This is a genomic window from Duganella sp. CF517 (genome assembly GCF_900110275.1).
Classification (GTDB): Bacteria; Pseudomonadota; Gammaproteobacteria; order Burkholderiales; family Burkholderiaceae_D; genus Rugamonas.
The window spans coordinates 1,274,291-1,290,354 of sequence record NZ_FODC01000001.1 but is presented as its reverse complement, the minus strand read 5'-3'; the positions used below and the strand labels follow the sequence as shown (position 1 = coordinate 1,290,354).

The window sequence follows — 16,064 nt, the reverse complement described above, 5'->3', positions numbered from 1 at the left end:
AAACATGACCAAGAAGAAAGACATTGAAGTCCTCCGCGTAACCCATTTGCGCGGTCCCAACATCTGGACCTATCGCCCGGTGATCGAGGCGTGGCTGGATATTGGCGAACTGGAAAAATATCCGTCGAATTTGTTGCCGGGCTTGTACGAGCGCCTCACCGCGATCCTGCCCGGCCTGATCGTGCACCGCTGCGGCGTGGGCGAGGTCGGCGGCTTCCTCGAGCGCCTGCGCGACGGCACCTACGCCGGCCACATCCTCGAACACGTGGTGCTGGAGTTGCAGAACCTGGCCGGCATGAAGACCGGTTTCGGCAAGACGCGCCAGATCGGCGAGGACACCGGCTTGTACAAGATGGCGTTCCGCACCCGCCAGGAGCAGGTCGGCCGCGCCGCGCTGGAGGCGGGCCGCGACCTGCTGATGGCGATGATCGAGGACCGCCCGTACGACCTGGCCGCCAAGGTGGCCGAGCTGACCGACATGGTCGAGTCGCTGTGCCTGGGGCCGAGCACCGCCAACATCGTCGATGCCGCCACCGACCGTAAAATCCCGTCGATCCGTCTGACCGACGGCAACCTGGTGCAGCTGGGCCACGGCGCCGCGCAACGCCGCATCTGGACCGCCGAAACCGAACAGACCAGCGCCATCGCCGAAGGCATCGCCAGCGACAAGGACCTGACCAAAAGCTTGCTGGCATCGTGCGGCGTGCCGGTGCCCGAAGGTGAACTGGTCACCAGCGCCGACGCGGCGTGGCAGGCGGCCGAGGACATCGGCGTGCCGGTGGTGGTCAAGCCGTACGACGGCAACCACGGACGCGGCGTCTCGCTCAACCTGATGACGCAGTCCGATGTGGCCAAGGCCTATCACCTGGCGGCGCAAAAGGGCGGCAGCAAGAACGTCATCGTCGAACGCTTCATTCCCGGCGACGAGCACCGCCTGCTGGTGGTGGGCAAGCGCCTGATCGCCGCCGCCGGCGGCGAATCGCTGTGGGTCGTCGGCGACGGCAAGCAGAATATCCTCGAGTTGTGCAATACGCAGATCAACACCGATCCGCGCCGCGGCGAAGTCGAGGACGCGCCGCTGGGCGTGGTCAAGCCGCACGAATCGGGCGAGATCATTCTGGAGCTGGAGCGCCAGGGCATGACGTGGCAATCGGTGCCGCTGGAGGGCCAGAAGGTCTTGATCCAACCGAACGGCAACGTCGCCACCGACGTCACCGACCGGGTGCACCCGCAGGTGGCCGCGATGGCCACCCTGGCCGCGCGCGTGGTCGGCCTGGATATCGCCGGCATCGATCTGGTGGCCTCCGATATTTCGCGTCCGCTGCACGAGCAGGGTGGCGCCATCATCGAAGTCAACGCCAGCCCGGGTTTGCTGGCGCACCTGAAGCCGGCCAACGGCGAGCCGCGCAACGTCGGCGAGGCGATCGTCGACCACCTGTTCGCGCAGGAGGAGAGCGGCCGCATGCCGATCGTCGGCATCGCCGGCAAGCACGGTACGACGATGGCGTCGCGCCTGATCGCCTGGCTGCTGCAAATCAGCGGCAAGAAGGTCGGACTGACCTGCGCCGACGGTTTGTTCGTCAACGGCCGCCTGCTGCCGCGCGACGGCTTTAGCGACTGGGAAACCGGCGAGCGCCTGCTGTTGAACAAAAACGTCGAGGCGGCGGTGTTCGAATCGAGCGCGCGCATGATCCTGACCGAGGGCCTGGCCTACGACAAATGCGCGGTGGGCGTGGTCACCGACGTCAGCGACTTCGGGGAACTGGGCGAGTTCTATATCGATAGCGCCGACAAACTGTATGGCGTGCTGCGTACCCAGGTCGACGTGATCCTGCCGAGCGGCGTGGCGGTGCTCAACGCCGCCGACGAACAGGTCGTCGACATGGCCCGCCTGTGCGATGGCGAAGTGATTTTCTACGGCGTCGACGAGCACCTGCCGGCCATCGCCGCTCACCGCCAGGACAGCGAGCGCGTGGTGTTCCACCGCAAAGGGGGCGACATGAGCTGCATCGTCATGGCCCGGGGCCACGACGAGGTGGCGAGCCTGCCGCTGTCGCCGCTGGTGCCGCCGGAAGCCGTGCTGGCCGCCATCGCCGCCGGCTGGGCGCTGGGACTGACGCCGGATCTGATCGGCGCCGGCCTGCGCACCTTCGATGCGAATCCGAAGCGCATCCATCACTGATAACTTCACTGAAAGAACACGAAGATTTATGGAAGTTAAACGCACCCGTGCCCTTCGCGGCCCCAATCTCTGGAGCCATCACACGGCGGTCGAAGTCATCGTCTCATGCCCGCCTGAAGAGCAGTCGATCGCGCTGCTGCCCGGTTTCGAGCAGCGCCTGCACGCGCGCTTCCCGGCCATCGGCGCGCTGCGCACGACCGGCCGCGCCGACGCCGTGCCGATGGCCCGCGTGCTGGAAGTGGCGACCCTCAGCCTGCAGGCGCAGGCCGGCTGCCCGGTCACCTTCAGCCGCACCAGCGCCACGCTGGAAGAAGGCATCTACCAGACCGTGGTCGAATACACCGAGGAGGCGGTCGGCCTGCTGGCCGTGACCCTGGCCGAAAACCTGATCAACGCCGCGCTGGCCGACACCCCGTTCGACCTGACCGGCGCGCTCAACGAACTGCGCGACCTCGACGAGGACGTGCGCCTGGGCCCGAGCACCGGCGCCATCGTCAGCGCCGCCATCGCCCGCGACATTCCGATCCGCCGCCTGACCGAGGGCAGCATGGTGATGTTCGGCTGGGGCTCGAAGCAGCGCCGCATCCAGGCCGCGGAAATGGACAGCACCAGCGCCATCGGCGAAGCGATCGCCCAGGACAAGGAATTGACCAAGAAGCTGCTGCACGCGGCCGGCGTGCCGGTGCCGATCGGCCGCTCGGTCGAGGATATCGAGGACGCCTGGGCCGCCGCGCAGGAGATCGGCCTGCCCGTCGTGGTCAAGCCGAAGGACGGCAACCAGGGCAAGGGCGTCACCGTCAACGTGATGACCAAGGAGCATCTGGCGCAGGCCTTCAACACCGCGCGCGAATTCCGCGACGACATCATGGTCGAGCGTTACCTGCCGGGCCACGATTTCCGCCTGCTCGTCATCGGCAACAAGCTGATCGCCGCCGCGCGCCGCGATCCGCCGCAAGTGGTCGGCGACGGCACCCACACGGTGCGCGAGCTGGTCGACATCGTCAACGCCGATCCGCGCCGCGGCAGCGGTCATTCGACCTCGCTGACCAAGATCCGTTTCGACGACATCGCCCTGGCGCGCCTGGCGCTGCAGGACCTGGACGCCGACTCCGTGCCGGCCAAGGGCCAGCGCGTCATCCTGCGCAACAACGCCAACCTGTCGACCGGCGGCACCGCCACCGACGTCACCGACGACGTGCACCCTGAAGTGGCGGCGCGCGCGGTCGAGGCGGCGCAAATGATCGGCCTCGATATCTGCGGCGTCGACGTGGTGTGCGAAGGCGTGCTGCAACCGTTCGACAACCAGCGCGGCGGCGTGGTCGAAGTCAACGCCGCCCCCGGCCTGCGCATGCACATCGCGCCGTCGTACGGCAAGGGCCGCGCCGTTGGCGAGGCGATCGTCAACACCATGTTCGCGCCGGGCGAGAACGGCCGCATTCCCGTGGTCGCCGTCACCGGCACCAACGGCAAGACCACCACCGTGCGCCTGATCGCCCACCTGCTGACGGCCAGCGGCCTGCGCACCGGCATGACCAACACCGACGGCGTGTATATCGAAGGCCGCCAGACCGACAGCGGCGACTGCAGCGGTCCGCGCAGCGCCCGCAACGTGCTGCTGCATCCCGATGTCGACGCGGCGGTGTTCGAAACCGCGCGCGGCGGCGTGCTGCGCGAAGGCCTGGCCTTCGACCGCTGCCAGGTGGCGGTGGTCACCAACATCGGCAGCGGCGACCATCTCGGTTTGAACTACATCACCACGGTCGAAGACCTGGCGGTGCTCAAGCGCGTAATCGTGCAAAACGTCTCCGAAAGCGGCTTCGCGGTGCTCAACGCGGTCGATCCGATCGTCGCCGGCATGGCGGCCACCTGCCGCGGCAAGGTGATCTTCTTCGGCGCCGACCGCGGCCACCCGGTGATCGCCACCCATCGCGCGCAGGGCAGCCGCACCGTGTACGTCGAGGACGGCCATATCGTCGCGGCCGAGGGCAAGGAGTTGAACAAGATCGCGCTGTCGCAGGTGCCGATCACCCGCAACGGCGCGATCGGCTTCCAGGTCGAAAACGTGATGGCCTCGGTGGCCGCCGCGTGGGGCGTGGGCATCAGCTGGGACGCCATCCGTCTCGGCCTGAAGACCTTCGCCAACGATTCGGACAACGCGCCGGGCCGTTTCAACGTCTTCGATTACAAGGGCGCGACCGTGATCGCCGACTACGGCCACAATCCGGACGCCATCCTGGCGCTGGTGCAGGCGGTGGAGACCATGCCGGCCAAGCGCCGCGCGGTGGTGATCTCCGGCGCCGGCGACCGCCGCGACCAGGACATCACGCAGCAGACCGAGATCCTCGGCCGCGCCTTCGACGACGTGATCCTGTACGAAGACCAGTGCCAGCGCGGACGGGTCGACGGCGAAGTGGTGGCCTTGCTGCGTTCCGGCCTGGACGGCGCGCCGCGCACCTCGCACGTGCAGGAAATCTACGGCGAGTTCCTGGCCATCGACACGGCGCTGGCGCGCCTGGGCGAGGGCGACCTGTGCCTGATCCTGATCGACCAGGTGGAAGACGCGCTGGCGCACATCGCCAAACGCATCGCGGAGGTGTAAGCACGGCTTATTGTCTTTGGCTATCAAATCCATAGTTTTATATAGCTTTGAACTATGGATTTGCCTCGTTACAATAGTCCCATACTATCAACGAGGACCCAAGCATGAGCCAGCCACCTATCACCACCGCGTCCGGCATCCCGGTCGCCGACAACCAGAATTCCATCAGCGCGGGCCCGCGCGGCCCGTTGCTGCTGCAGGACTTCCACCTGATCGAGAAGCTGCAGCACTTCAACCGCGAGCGCATTCCGGAGCGCGTGGTCCACGCCAAAGGTTCGGGCGCCTACGGCACCTTCACCGTCACCCACGACATCACCAGATTCACCAAGGCGAAGCTGTTCTCGGCGATCGGCAAGCAGACCGATACCTTCGTGCGCTTTTCCACCGTCGGCGGCGAAAAGGGCAGCGCCGACACCGAGCGCGATCCGCGCGGATTCGCCATGCGCTTCTACACCGAAGAAGGCAACTGGGACCTGGTCGGCAACAACACGCCGATGTTCTTCATCAAGGACGGAATCAAGTTCCCGGACTTCATCCACACGCAAAAGCGCGACCCGCAAACCAACCTGAAGTCGCCGACGATGATGTTCGACTTCTGGAGCAAGACCCCGGAAAGCCTGCACCAGGTGACGATGCTGTTTTCGGACCGCGGCACGCCGGACGGCTACCGCCACATGGACGGTTTCGGCAGCCACACCTTCAGCTTGATCAACGATGCCGGCGAGCGTGTGTACTGCAAATGGCACCTGAAGACCAAGCAAGGCATCAAGAACCTGCCCGCGTCCGAGGCGAGCCGCCTGGCCGGTGAAGACCCGGACTACGCGCAGCGCGACCTGTTCGGCGCCATCGCCGCCGGCGACTTCCCGCAGTGGGAGGTGAAGCTGCAGGTAGCGACGGAGGTGGAACTGGCCGCGTGGGAAGCGCGCACCGGCTGGAACCCGTTCGACCTGACCAAGGTGTGGCCGCACAAGGACTTCCCGCTGATTCCGGTGGGCGTGTTCGAGTTGAACCGCAACCCGCTGAACTACCACGCGGAAGTGGAGCAGGCGGCGTTGTCGCCGTCAAACGTGGTGCCGGGCCTGGGCTACTCGCCGGACAAGATGCTGCAGGCGCGCCTGTTCGCCTACCACGACGCCCAGTTGTACCGCGTCGGCACCAACCACCAGCACCTGCCGGTCAACGCGCCACGCTGCCCGGTGCACAACCAGCAGCGCGACGGCGCGATGGCGATCGCCAACGGCGGCTCGGCGCGTAACTACCAGCCGGTCGACTCGAACGGCAGCAATCCGCAAGGCCTCGGCAACGGCGAACCGGCGCTGGCGCTGGACGGCGGCGCGGCGCGCTATGACGGTCGCGGCAAGGAAGACGATTACACGCAGGCCGGTAATCTGTTCCGCCTGCTGCCGGCCGAGGAAAAGCTCAACCTGTTCAACAACATCGCAGGTCCGTTGAGCCAGGTGAACGCCGAGATCATCGCCCGCCAGCTGGCTCACTTCGACCAGGCCGATCCGGCATACGGCGCGGGCGTGCGGGCGGCGCTCAAGGCCAAGGGCGTCGACCTGGCCTGAGCCGGGGAGTCGCGCACTGCGGATTAGCGCAGCGTAATCGGCCAATGCATGCGCCGCCGGCGTCGCATGCATGGCCGATGACGGCGTTCCGCCTAATCCGCCCTACGGATCTTTACGCGCCACGGCTGGTAAAATAGCGTCATCGGTATTCACTTATATTGGATCGACATGACCATCAAAATCAGCCAGAACTTCGACTCCGGCGCCATCGAGGTGCTGCGCGCCGACAGCGCCGCCACCATCGAACTGAATCTGCGCAAGGACTCGCACGCGGACATCCACCAATGGTTTCACTTCCGCCTGCAGGGCGCGCGCGGCCAGCAGGTGACGATGCGCTTCCTCAACGCCGGCCAGGCGACCTACGCCAAGGGCTACGAGAACTACCAGGCCGTGGCCAGCTACGATAGCGAGAACTGGTTCCGCGTGCCGACCACGTTCGACGGCGCCGTCATGACGATCCGCCACACGCCGGACCTCGACAGCGTCTACTACGCCTACTTCGAGCCGTATTCGTTCGAGCGCCATCTGCGCCTGCTGGGCGAAGTGGCGGAGAATCCGTTGGCGCGCGTGCTCGATCTGGGCAGCACCGTCGACGGCCGCGACATGAACCTGGTTGTCATCGGCAAGCCGGAAGCGGAAAAGAAAATCTGGTTCATCGCGCGCCAGCATCCGGGCGAGTCGATGGCCGAGTGGTTCATCGAAGGCCTGATCGATACGCTGCTGGACGACTCGAACCCCATCTCGCGCAAGCTGCTGCAGCGCTGCGTGTTCTACATCGTGCCGAACATGAATCCGGACGGTTCGGTGCGCGGCAACCTGCGCACCAACGCCGCCGGCGCCAACCTCAATCGCGAGTGGATGACGCCATCGGCCGAGCGCAGCCCGGAAGTGCTGTACGTGAAGCAGAAGATGCACGAGACCGGCATCGACATGTTCTTCGATATCCATGGCGACGAGGCGCTGCCGTACAACTTCGTGGCCGGTAACGAGATGCTGGAGAACTTCAGCGACGAGCGCCGCGCCAAGCAGCAGGCCTTCATCGACCGCTATAAAAACGCCAGCCCGGACTTCCAGGACAAGGTCGGCTACGCGGCCAGCAAGTACAAGGAAGACATGCTGACGTTGGCGTCCAAGTATGTTGGCCACCACTTCGGTTGCCTGGCGCTGACGTTGGAGATGCCGTTCAAGGACAACGCCGATCTGCCCGATCCGCACGTGGGCTGGAACGGTGCGCGCAGCGCGGCGCTCGGCGCGGCGATCCTGCAGCCGATCCTGCTGTCGCTGGACGATTACTGATCGTGGGCGTCGAGATCGAGCGCAAGTTCCTGGTGCGCGGCGACGCGTGGAAGTCCCTTGGCGAGCCGGTGTTCTTTCGCCAGGGGTATTTGTCGTCTCATAAGGAGCGGGTGGTGCGCGTGCGCATCGAGGGCGAGCGGGCGGTGATGACGATCAAGGGCCGCAACGTCGGCGCCACGCGCGGCGAGTGGGAGTACCCGATCCCGATGGCCGACGCGGCCGAGCTGCTCGACGGCCTGTGCGAGCAGCCGCTGATTGAAAAATACCGCCGCCGCATCGACTTCGCCGGCAATGTGTGGGAGGTCGACGAGTTCCTCGGCGCCAACGCCGGGCTGGTGGTGGCCGAGATCGAATTGGGCTCGGAGGACCAGGCGTTCGACAAGCCGGAGTGGGTGGCGCAGGAAGTCACGGACGACCTGCGCTACCTCAATTCGAGCCTGATCAAGCACCCGTTTTCGGCTTGGTAGTGGGCCGGATGTGGTCTAGGCTGATGGTATGGACAGCGAAGTTGCAGCGCTCAAGGCGCATATCGATGCAATCGTGCCGACGTTAGCGACGAAGGCCGATATCGAGGTCTTGCGCGCTGAAATGCATAAGATGTCGGCCGAGGGCTACCGCTGGATGGTGGCATCGATGATCGGCATGTTCATTGGGTTCGGCGGCTTGTATTTCGCGGCCAGCAGATCGTTCGAGACGCGGCCGGCGGCGCAGCCCGCACCGCAGCGCCAGGCGCCAATTGTCATGTATCTTCCGCAACCACAACCACAACCACAACCAACGCCAAAATAAAAAAAGCCCCGAAGGGCTTTTTTTATTAATGGAAATGCTCGGTGCCGCTGGGCGCGTCTTCCGGCATTTCGGCATGCGCCAGTTCGCCGACCGGGTCGGCGAACAACGGCGCGCCGCAATCATCGCAGAACTCGGCCACATAGCGTTCCGCGTGCTTCTTGATCTGCGTGATGCCGGCGGCGTTCAGGTGCTCGACGATCTCTTCCACCGGCGTCACCGGCTTCTGCACCACGCCGCCCGGACCGCCTTGCAGTGGGCCTTCCGGCGGCGTGCCTTCCTCGTCTTCCTGTCCGTACAGCGGCCACACCACGCCGTAGATCACGTCCGGCGTCGAGCGCTGCGTGAACGCCACGCGGTACTCGTCGATCTGGCCGTCGGCGTTTTCCTCGCCGAAGCCGGCGATGACCGCGCGCAGCTCCGACGGTTCGACCGCCAGGGTATGCGTCAGGTAGTGCACGGCGGCGCGGATCGACACCGGACGGATCAGTTTGTCCGCCTCGCGGCACGCCATGTAGTAGGCCTCCGGCAGCAGCAGCTCGATGCCGCAGCCCGGCAGCAGACGGGTGACCGTCGGCGTGACCTGCTCGCGCCATTGCTCCAGCGCGGTGGCGCGCTCGTTGGCGAAATTGCTTTGATTCGACGGCATCTGCCAGCGGAACAGCGGGGCGCCGGCCGGTGCCACCACCGCCACCAGCAGGTAGCGCGTATCGGCCAGGAACGGCGCCGTCTCCGGCACCTTGGTGTCGGCCTTGAGCACGGTACCCTTGATCGCGGCTTGCGCCAGCTTGTGCACCTTGCCGTAGGTCTCGACGTGGCTGCGCGGCAGCTGGTCGATCGAGAACAAGGTCGGCGACATCGCCATGCGCGTGCCGTCGGCCAGCAGGTGGGCGCTGAAATGCGCCGACAAGGTTTGCAGGATGTCGGCCGGGATCGCGCCCGAGGCGATCGAGAAGCGGGTCCACGCCAGGATCGGCGCGGCCACCAGTAGCACGTCGTATTGCTTGGCCACGCCGTCGGCGGTGTCGATGGTGATGCTGCTCGATTCGCTGACCGCTTCGACGCCATCCATCAGCACGTCGTAGGCGTTCAAGTCTTCCTTGAACAGCGCGTTGAGCGTGGCGTCGATGGTGTCCTGATGGCCGGTTTTGAGAAGTTTCTGGAGCTGTGCATCGAGGTTGTGTTCCCACGACCGCTCTTCGAGCCGGCTGGCCGCCTGACCGACCGCCTGGGCGTAGGTGACGAGACGCTGGCTTTCGACAGACAATTTATGGGATGAATCTTTAGATGGACGACGCATAGCGCAATAAGAGTCTTATAAAATTAGTGAAAAAAGCGGATCAGTCATGCAGATGATAACCCTTATGACACGTATTGTAGTTGATTCGCCCGGCTAACCCGTATTAGTTCGGGACAGCGGGGCGGAAAACAAGTCCGCGCGCCACCGCCGGCCTTGCTGCCGGCGCATGGACAGGGCCGTTGCCTTTACGCGGACGCCAACGCGTCCGCCCGCGCCGCCGTCATCGCCGGCCAGGAGGTTCGAGAGCAAGCTCGTCATGCGGGATCGTCGTTCGCCGATCCCATCAGCAATTTCAGCGCGCCATACGCCAAACCCACGAAAATCGTCATGAGCAGAGTAAAACCCAGGCACTGAACGCCAAGCGACACCGGGTTGGATGACCATGTTTGACAGCGGTACCGAGGTCTGCATATCTCGCCTTCGACAACAATCGCGTACAGGTCTTTTCCAACCCACACCGTAAGCGCGATAGCCGCCAGCAACACGACAAGCGACACCAGCGCAGGCATGCTGGTTGGCACCGGCTGACCGTTCGGCGTGGATTGCGACGGAGTGTCAGCGCCCGGATTGGCTGGCTTGGGCGCGGACACGTGATTTCGGTGCCTCTTTCTCGACATAGTCTGTTTCCAATGGTGGATTACGGTGGGGCGCTGAAACGGTGGCCGCCAGGAAAGTTCGACCAGTGTACGACGGCGATTGCTTTTCTCCCAACACCTTTCACGTTCTTCCCGACAGGGTATGCGGGACGAAAAAAAACACCCTGCCGCCGAAGCGGGCAGGGTGCCTTTAGCGTGAGACCGGCGGATTAAGCAGCCAGCAGCTGACGCAGCACGAATGGCAGGATACCGCCGTGCTTGTAGTAATCGACTTCGATCGGGGTGTCGATACGCAGCAGCACGCGCACTTCCTGGCTCGAGCCGTCGGCGCGGTGGATCACCAAGGTGGCCAGCTGTTGCGGCTTGATGTCGCCTTCCAGGCCCTTCAGGTCGTAGGTTTCCTTGCCGGTGATGCCCAGCGATTCCACGCTGTCGGTGCCGATGAATTGCAGCGGCAGCACGCCCATGCCGACCAGATTGGAGCGGTGGATACGTTCGAACGAACGCACGATCACGGCCTTCACGCCCAGCAGCTGGGTGCCCTTGGCCGCCCAGTCGCGCGACGAGCCGGTGCCGTACTCTTCGCCGCCGAACACCATGGTCGGGGTGCCTTCGGCAACATACTTCATCGCCGCGTCGTAGATCGACAGCTGTTCGCCCGACGGCTGGTGGATCGTGATGCCGCCTTCAACCGCCGAACCGTCCGCTTTTGGCGGGATCATCTTGTTCTTGATACGCACGTTGGCGAAGGTGCCGCGCATCATGATCTCGTGGTTGCCGCGACGCGAGCCGTAGGAGTTGAAGTCCGCCTTCAGCACGCCGTTGGCCAGCAGCCATTTGCCCGCGGGACCGTCTTCCTTGATCGAGCCGGCAGGGGAGATGTGGTCGGTGGTGATCGAGTCGCCGAACACGCCCAGCGCGCGCGCGCCTTCGATACCGGTGGCGACCGCTTTCGGGGTCATCTCGAAGCCGTCGAAGAACGGCGGCTCGGCGATGTAGGTCGACGCCGGCCAGTTGTACACTTGGCCTTCGGTGGTCGACACGTGTTCCCACAGCTTGCCCGGGTTGCCCTTGACGTCGGCGTAGTTGGTCTTGAACACTTTCGAGTTCATCGCGAACTTCATCAGCTTGGCGATCTCTTTCGAGGTCGGCCAGATGTCGCCCAGGTACACGTCCTTGCCGTTGGTGCCCTTGCCGACCGGCTGGGTCATCAGGTCGACGGTCATGTTGCCGGCGATGGCGTAGGCCACCACCAGCGGTGGCGAGGCCAGGAAGTTCGAACGGATGTTCGGGTGGATCCGCGCTTCGAAGTTACGGTTACCGGACAGCACGGCCGAAGCGACGATGTCGTTCGAGGTGATGGCGGCGTTCAGTTCCGGGGTCAGGTCGCCGGCGTTACCGATACAGGTGGTGCAGCCGTAGGCGGTCACGCCGAAGCCCAGTTGCTCCAGGTATGGCAGCAGGCCGGCGGCGGTCAGGTACTCGGTGACCACGCGCGAGCCGGGGGCCAGCGACGACTTGATGTGCGGGGCGACCGTCAGGCCGGCTTCGACGGCCTTCTTGGCCAGCAGGCCGGCGGCCAGCAGCACGCTCGGGTTCGAGGTGTTGGTGCACGAGGTGATCGCCGCGATCAGCACGTCGCCGTTCTTCACGTCCACGCCGTTGGTGGTGGTGTAGGTCTTGGTCAGGTCTTCCGGCTTTTTGTTGAAGCCGTTTTCGGTGGTCGGTTTCGAGAACAGTTCGGTGAAGTTGTTTTTCACGTTGCCGATTTCGATACGGTCCTGTGGACGCTTCGGACCGGCCAGCGAAGGGGTGACGCTGGTCAGGTTCAGTTCCACCACGCGGGTGTAGTCGATATCGCCGGCTTTCGAAACGCCGTACATGCCCTGCGCCTTGAAGTAGGCGGCGAAGGCGTCGATTTCGGCCTTGGTGCGGCCGGTGCCTTCGAAGTATTCGATGGTGGCGTCGTCGACCGGGAAGAAGCCCATCGTCGCGCCGTATTCAGGTGCCATGTTGGCGATGGTGGCGCGGTCGGTGACCGACAGCGTCTCGGTGCCTTCGCCGAAGAACTCGACGAATTTGCCGACGACTTTTTCCTTGCGCAGCAGTTCGGTGATGGTCAGCACCAGGTCGGTCGCGGTGCAGCCTTCGCGCAGCACGCCGGTCAGGTTGACGCCGATCACGTCCGGGGTCAGGAAGTAGACCGGCTGGCCCAGCATGCCGGCTTCGGCCTCGATGCCGCCCACGCCCCAGCCGACCACGCCGATGCCGTTGATCATGGTGGTGTGCGAGTCGGTGCCGACCAGCGAATCAGGGTAGTACACGCCGGCCGCATCCTTGTGCACGCCGCGCGCCAGGTATTCCAGGTTGACCTGGTGGACGATGCCGAAGCCCGGCGGCACCACGCCGAAGGTGTCGAACGCTTGCATGCCCCATTTCATGAACTGGTAGCGCTCGTTGTTGCGCGAGAATTCCAGCTTCATGTTCAGGTCCAGCGCGCCAGGCTCGCGGAAGTGGTCGATGGTGACCGAGTGGTCGACCACTAGGTCGACCGGCACCAGCGGCTCGATCTTCTTGGCGTTGATACCCATCTTGTAGGCGACGTTGCGCATCGCGGCCAGGTCGGCCAGCAGCGGCACGCCGGTGAAGTCCTGCAGCACCACGCGGGCGACGACGAACGGGATCTCGTCGGTGCGCTCGCCGGTCGGGCTCCAGTTGGCCAGCTGCTTGATGTGCTCTTCGGTGACCTTCTTACCGTCGCAGTTGCGCAGCACGGATTCCAGCACAACACGGATCGATACCGGCAGGCGGGAGATTTTGGCGCCCAGGCTCTTCTCCAGTGCAGGCAGCGAATAGAACTTCGCCTTCTTGCCCGAAATGTTGAAATCCTTAAGCGTGTTCAGAGTGTTGCGGGACATGACCTCTCCTTCAGTGGGTATCGTCTATTTGTTGAAGTACTACGTTGTGCAAGCGCCCGTGGCGGCGCGCCCGTTTTGGAACCGTGCTGTATTAAGTTTTACTGACTGCGTGTTACTGGACCGTGGTCTTGACGCTGGTCGGCTCCGCGTCGGAGGTGACGACCGGCTTCAATTGTTCGGCGTTGCGGCATTCGTTGGCCAGCTGGCGGTTCAGTTTGGAATCGAGCAGCATGCCCTTGGCCGGAATGCCGATCCAGATCAAACCGTACAATTTGTTCTCGAAGCGCTGGGCGCCGGTGGTCGTGCCCACGCGCGTCAGGCGGTGCAGCCGCTTCTTCCAGCGCAGCGCGATGTGCGACTCGTCGGTGGTGTTGGCGTAGATCGTGATCTTGTTGCCCAGTTCGCAGTCGAACTCGGTGACGGCCGAATCGGTGACGGCCGGTTCGTCGGCTTCCTCGTCCGGGGTCTTCGGCACGGCTTCCTCCACCGGCTTGGCGGCCTTCTTGGCGGATTTTTTCACGGCCTTCTTGACCGGGGTTTTGGTGGTTTCCGCGGCGGCGTGGGCGCCGGCGGCGAGCGACAGCGAGGCCAGCGCGAGGCTGCAGGCCAGGAATAGTTTGGAGATCGACATCAGTTTGTTTCCAGTGGGTGGTCGGCGGGGTTCATCAGCGCGGCCACCGACTCGGGCAAGCTCAGCCCGGCCAGTTTGGCGCGCTGTAAAACGGTCCAATAATATCGGTAGCTGGCGCGGTCGTGCAAGCGCCCGTTTTGCGCGATCGGCCCCCATTGCCCGGCCGCCGCCTCCAGCAGGATGGCGGCCGCCTCGTTGACTTCGGAGAGGCGCGGCGTGAAGGTCTTGATGATCGGCTTGATCTGGTTCGGGTGGATGCTCCACATGCGCGTGTAGCCGAATTCGGCGGCGGCGCGCTGGGCGTCGTTGGCGGCGACGGCGGTGTCCTTGATCTCGGTGGTGACGTTATGCGACGGCACCTTGCCGTGCGCGTGGCAGGCGGCCGAGATTTCCAGCTTGGCGCGCACCACCAGCGGATGCGTGAACTGGCCTGGCGTGCGCATGGCCGCGCCGGGAATGGCGCCGTAGTGCGACGAGATGAAGTCCATGATGCCGAACGACAGGCACTGCACTTGCGGAATGGCGGCGATGTCGTAGGCCTGGCGCAGCGCGCCGTGGGTTTCGATCAGCACGTGGATCGGCAGGTCTTTGCGGCCGGCTTGTTCGGCGTGCCGGTTGATCAGGACGATGGCGTCGAGCACTTCCTGCGCGCCGTGGACCTTCGGCAGCACCAGGTAGGCCAGGCGCTGGGCGGCGGCGCAGATGATCTCGACGTCCTGGGCGAAGAACGGGCTGCCGACGTCGTGCACGCGGGCGCCGATGCGGTTGAATTTGTTGTCGTCGGAGGCCAGCAGCTCGGCCACCAGGCGCGCGTGGGCGGCCTCGTTGCCGGCGCTGGCGCCGTCCTCGCAGTCGAGCGTGATGTCGAACAGCGGGCCAAGTTCTTGTTGCAGAGCGATCGATTTACGCATCAGCTTTTCGGAGCCGGCGTAGTGGTCGCAGGCCGGCAGCAGCAGCGGCTGGCGATTGCCCTGGAATAAAACCTCGGATGGGTGCATGCGGGTGTGGTCTGGAATGGCGGTTGGCTGAATGGCTGGTGTGGCGGATAGGTCTGATACGGGCTGAACAACAGCCGCGCTGCTCTCGGCAGCGCGGCGGGTGCGGCGGATCGGTGGTTTAACCGGTTCCACTTAATGCACGAGGGAAGATTACGGCAGCAGGTGCTTGACGCCTTCGCGCTCTTCGGTCAGTTCCTTCAGGGTCAGGTTGATGCGCTCTTGCGAGAAGGCGTCGATTTCCAGGCCCTGGACGATTTTGTATTCGCCGTTTTCGGTGGTGACAGGGAAGCCGAACATGGTGCCTTCCGGGATGCCGTACGAACCATCCGACGGAACGCCCATCGTGGTCCACTTGCCGTTGGTGCCCAGCATCCAGTCGTGCACGTGGTCGATGGCGGCGTTGGCGGCCGACGCGGCCGACGACAGGCCGCGCGCTTCGATGATGGCGGCGCCGCGCTTGCCGACGGTCGGCAGGAACACGTTGGCGTTCCATTCCTGGTCGTTGATCAGGTCCTTGACGGCCTTGCCGCCGACGGTGGCGAAACGGTAGTCGGCGTACATCGTCGGCGAGTGGTTGCCCCACACGGTCAGCTTCTCGATGTCTTTCACGGCGGTGCCGGTCTTGGCGGCCACTTGCGACAGCGCGCGGTTGTGGTCCAGGCGCAGCATGGCGGTGAAGTTCTTGGCCGGCAGCGACGGCGCCGATTTCATGGCGATGTAGGCGTTGGTGTTGGCAGGGTTGCCGACCACCAGCACTTTAACGTTGCGCGACGCGACGGCGTCGAGCGCCTTGCCCTGCACGGTGAAGATCTGGGCGTTCGCTTCCAGCAGGTCCTTGCGTTCCATGCCAGGGCCGCGCGGACGGGCGCCGACCAGCACGGCGACGTCGACATCCTTGAAGGCGGTCATCGGGTCGGAGTGGGCGGTCATTTCGGTCAGCAGCGGGAACGCGCAGTCGTCGATTTCCATCATGACGCCCTTGAGGGCTTTCTGTGCCTTTTCGTCGGCGATTTCCAGCAGTTGCAGGATGACCGGCTGGTCTTTGCCCAGCATGTCGCCGTTGGCGATGCGGAACAGCAGAGCGTAACCGATTTGACCGGCGGCGCCGGTGACAGCAACACGCATTGGGGTTTTAGCCATGATGAATCTCCAAAGTGGGAATGAAAGTGTTCTAGACCGCGTTCTTAAAT

The 16,064-nt window shown here is 64.5% G+C and carries 12 protein-coding genes; 6 read left to right on the top strand and 6 right to left on the bottom strand.

What is annotated here, in order from left to right:
• Positions 1–4: 4 nt before the first annotated feature.
• From cphA (BMX85_RS05560) to BMX85_RS05535, 6 genes are all read left to right on the top strand, one after another.
• Positions 5–2,182 (top strand): cyanophycin synthetase, encoded by a 2,178-nt coding sequence (gene cphA / locus BMX85_RS05560; protein ID WP_090314636.1) that lies wholly within the window; start codon positions 5–7, stop codon positions 2,180–2,182.
• Positions 2,183–2,210: 28 nt separating this feature from the next.
• A complete protein-coding gene (gene cphA, locus BMX85_RS05555) occupies positions 2,211–4,781 on the top strand; it encodes a cyanophycin synthetase (RefSeq protein ID WP_090314635.1) in 2,571 nt (856 codons plus the stop codon).
• A gap of 104 nt (positions 4,782–4,885) precedes the next feature.
• Positions 4,886–6,349, top strand: coding sequence for a catalase (locus BMX85_RS05550; RefSeq protein ID WP_090314634.1), 1,464 nt, complete (start codon positions 4,886–4,888; stop codon positions 6,347–6,349).
• Between the two features lie 168 nt (positions 6,350–6,517).
• Positions 6,518–7,645 carry a M14 family metallopeptidase gene (locus BMX85_RS05545; protein ID WP_090314633.1) on the top strand — a complete coding sequence of 376 codons (1,128 nt, stop codon included), beginning with the start codon at positions 6,518–6,520 and terminating at the stop codon, positions 7,643–7,645.
• Between the two features lie 2 nt (positions 7,646–7,647).
• Positions 7,648–8,112: a CYTH domain-containing protein gene (locus tag BMX85_RS05540; RefSeq protein ID WP_090314632.1), complete on the top strand. Its 465-nt coding sequence runs from the start codon at positions 7,648–7,650 to the stop codon at positions 8,110–8,112.
• Positions 8,113–8,140: 28 nt separating this feature from the next.
• Positions 8,141–8,434 (top strand): hypothetical protein, encoded by a 294-nt coding sequence (locus tag BMX85_RS05535; RefSeq protein ID WP_090314631.1) that lies wholly within the window; start codon positions 8,141–8,143, stop codon positions 8,432–8,434.
• A 25-nt stretch (positions 8,435–8,459) separates the two neighbouring features.
• On the opposite strand, the gene BMX85_RS05530 is transcribed toward BMX85_RS05535, so the two are convergent.
• The 6 genes from BMX85_RS05530 to BMX85_RS05505 form a co-directional block, all read right to left on the bottom strand.
• The gene (locus BMX85_RS05530; RefSeq protein WP_090314630.1) at positions 8,460–9,731 is read right to left on the bottom strand and encodes a DUF2863 family protein; all 1,272 of its coding nucleotides are present in this window, start codon (positions 9,729–9,731) and stop codon (positions 8,460–8,462) included.
• A gap of 254 nt (positions 9,732–9,985) precedes the next feature.
• On the bottom strand, positions 9,986–10,321 hold the full coding sequence (locus BMX85_RS05525; RefSeq protein ID WP_143067901.1) for a hypothetical protein: 336 nt from the start codon (positions 10,319–10,321) through the stop codon (positions 9,986–9,988).
• 215 nt (positions 10,322–10,536) lie between these two features.
• Entirely contained in the window at positions 10,537–13,245 is a 2,709-nt protein-coding gene (gene acnA, locus BMX85_RS05520) for an aconitate hydratase AcnA (RefSeq protein ID WP_090314628.1), read from the bottom strand.
• 112 nt (positions 13,246–13,357) lie between these two features.
• Entirely contained in the window at positions 13,358–13,876 is a 519-nt protein-coding gene (locus tag BMX85_RS05515; protein ID WP_090314627.1) for a hypothetical protein, read from the bottom strand.
• A complete protein-coding gene (locus BMX85_RS05510; RefSeq protein WP_090314626.1) occupies positions 13,876–14,874 on the bottom strand; it encodes an HpcH/HpaI aldolase/citrate lyase family protein in 999 nt (332 codons plus the stop codon). Before BMX85_RS05510 ends, BMX85_RS05515 begins: the two co-directional genes overlap by 1 nt.
• A gap of 150 nt (positions 14,875–15,024) precedes the next feature.
• Positions 15,025–16,014: a malate dehydrogenase gene (locus BMX85_RS05505; protein ID WP_090314625.1), complete on the bottom strand. Its 990-nt coding sequence runs from the start codon at positions 16,012–16,014 to the stop codon at positions 15,025–15,027.
• Positions 16,015–16,064: the final 50 nt, after the last annotated feature.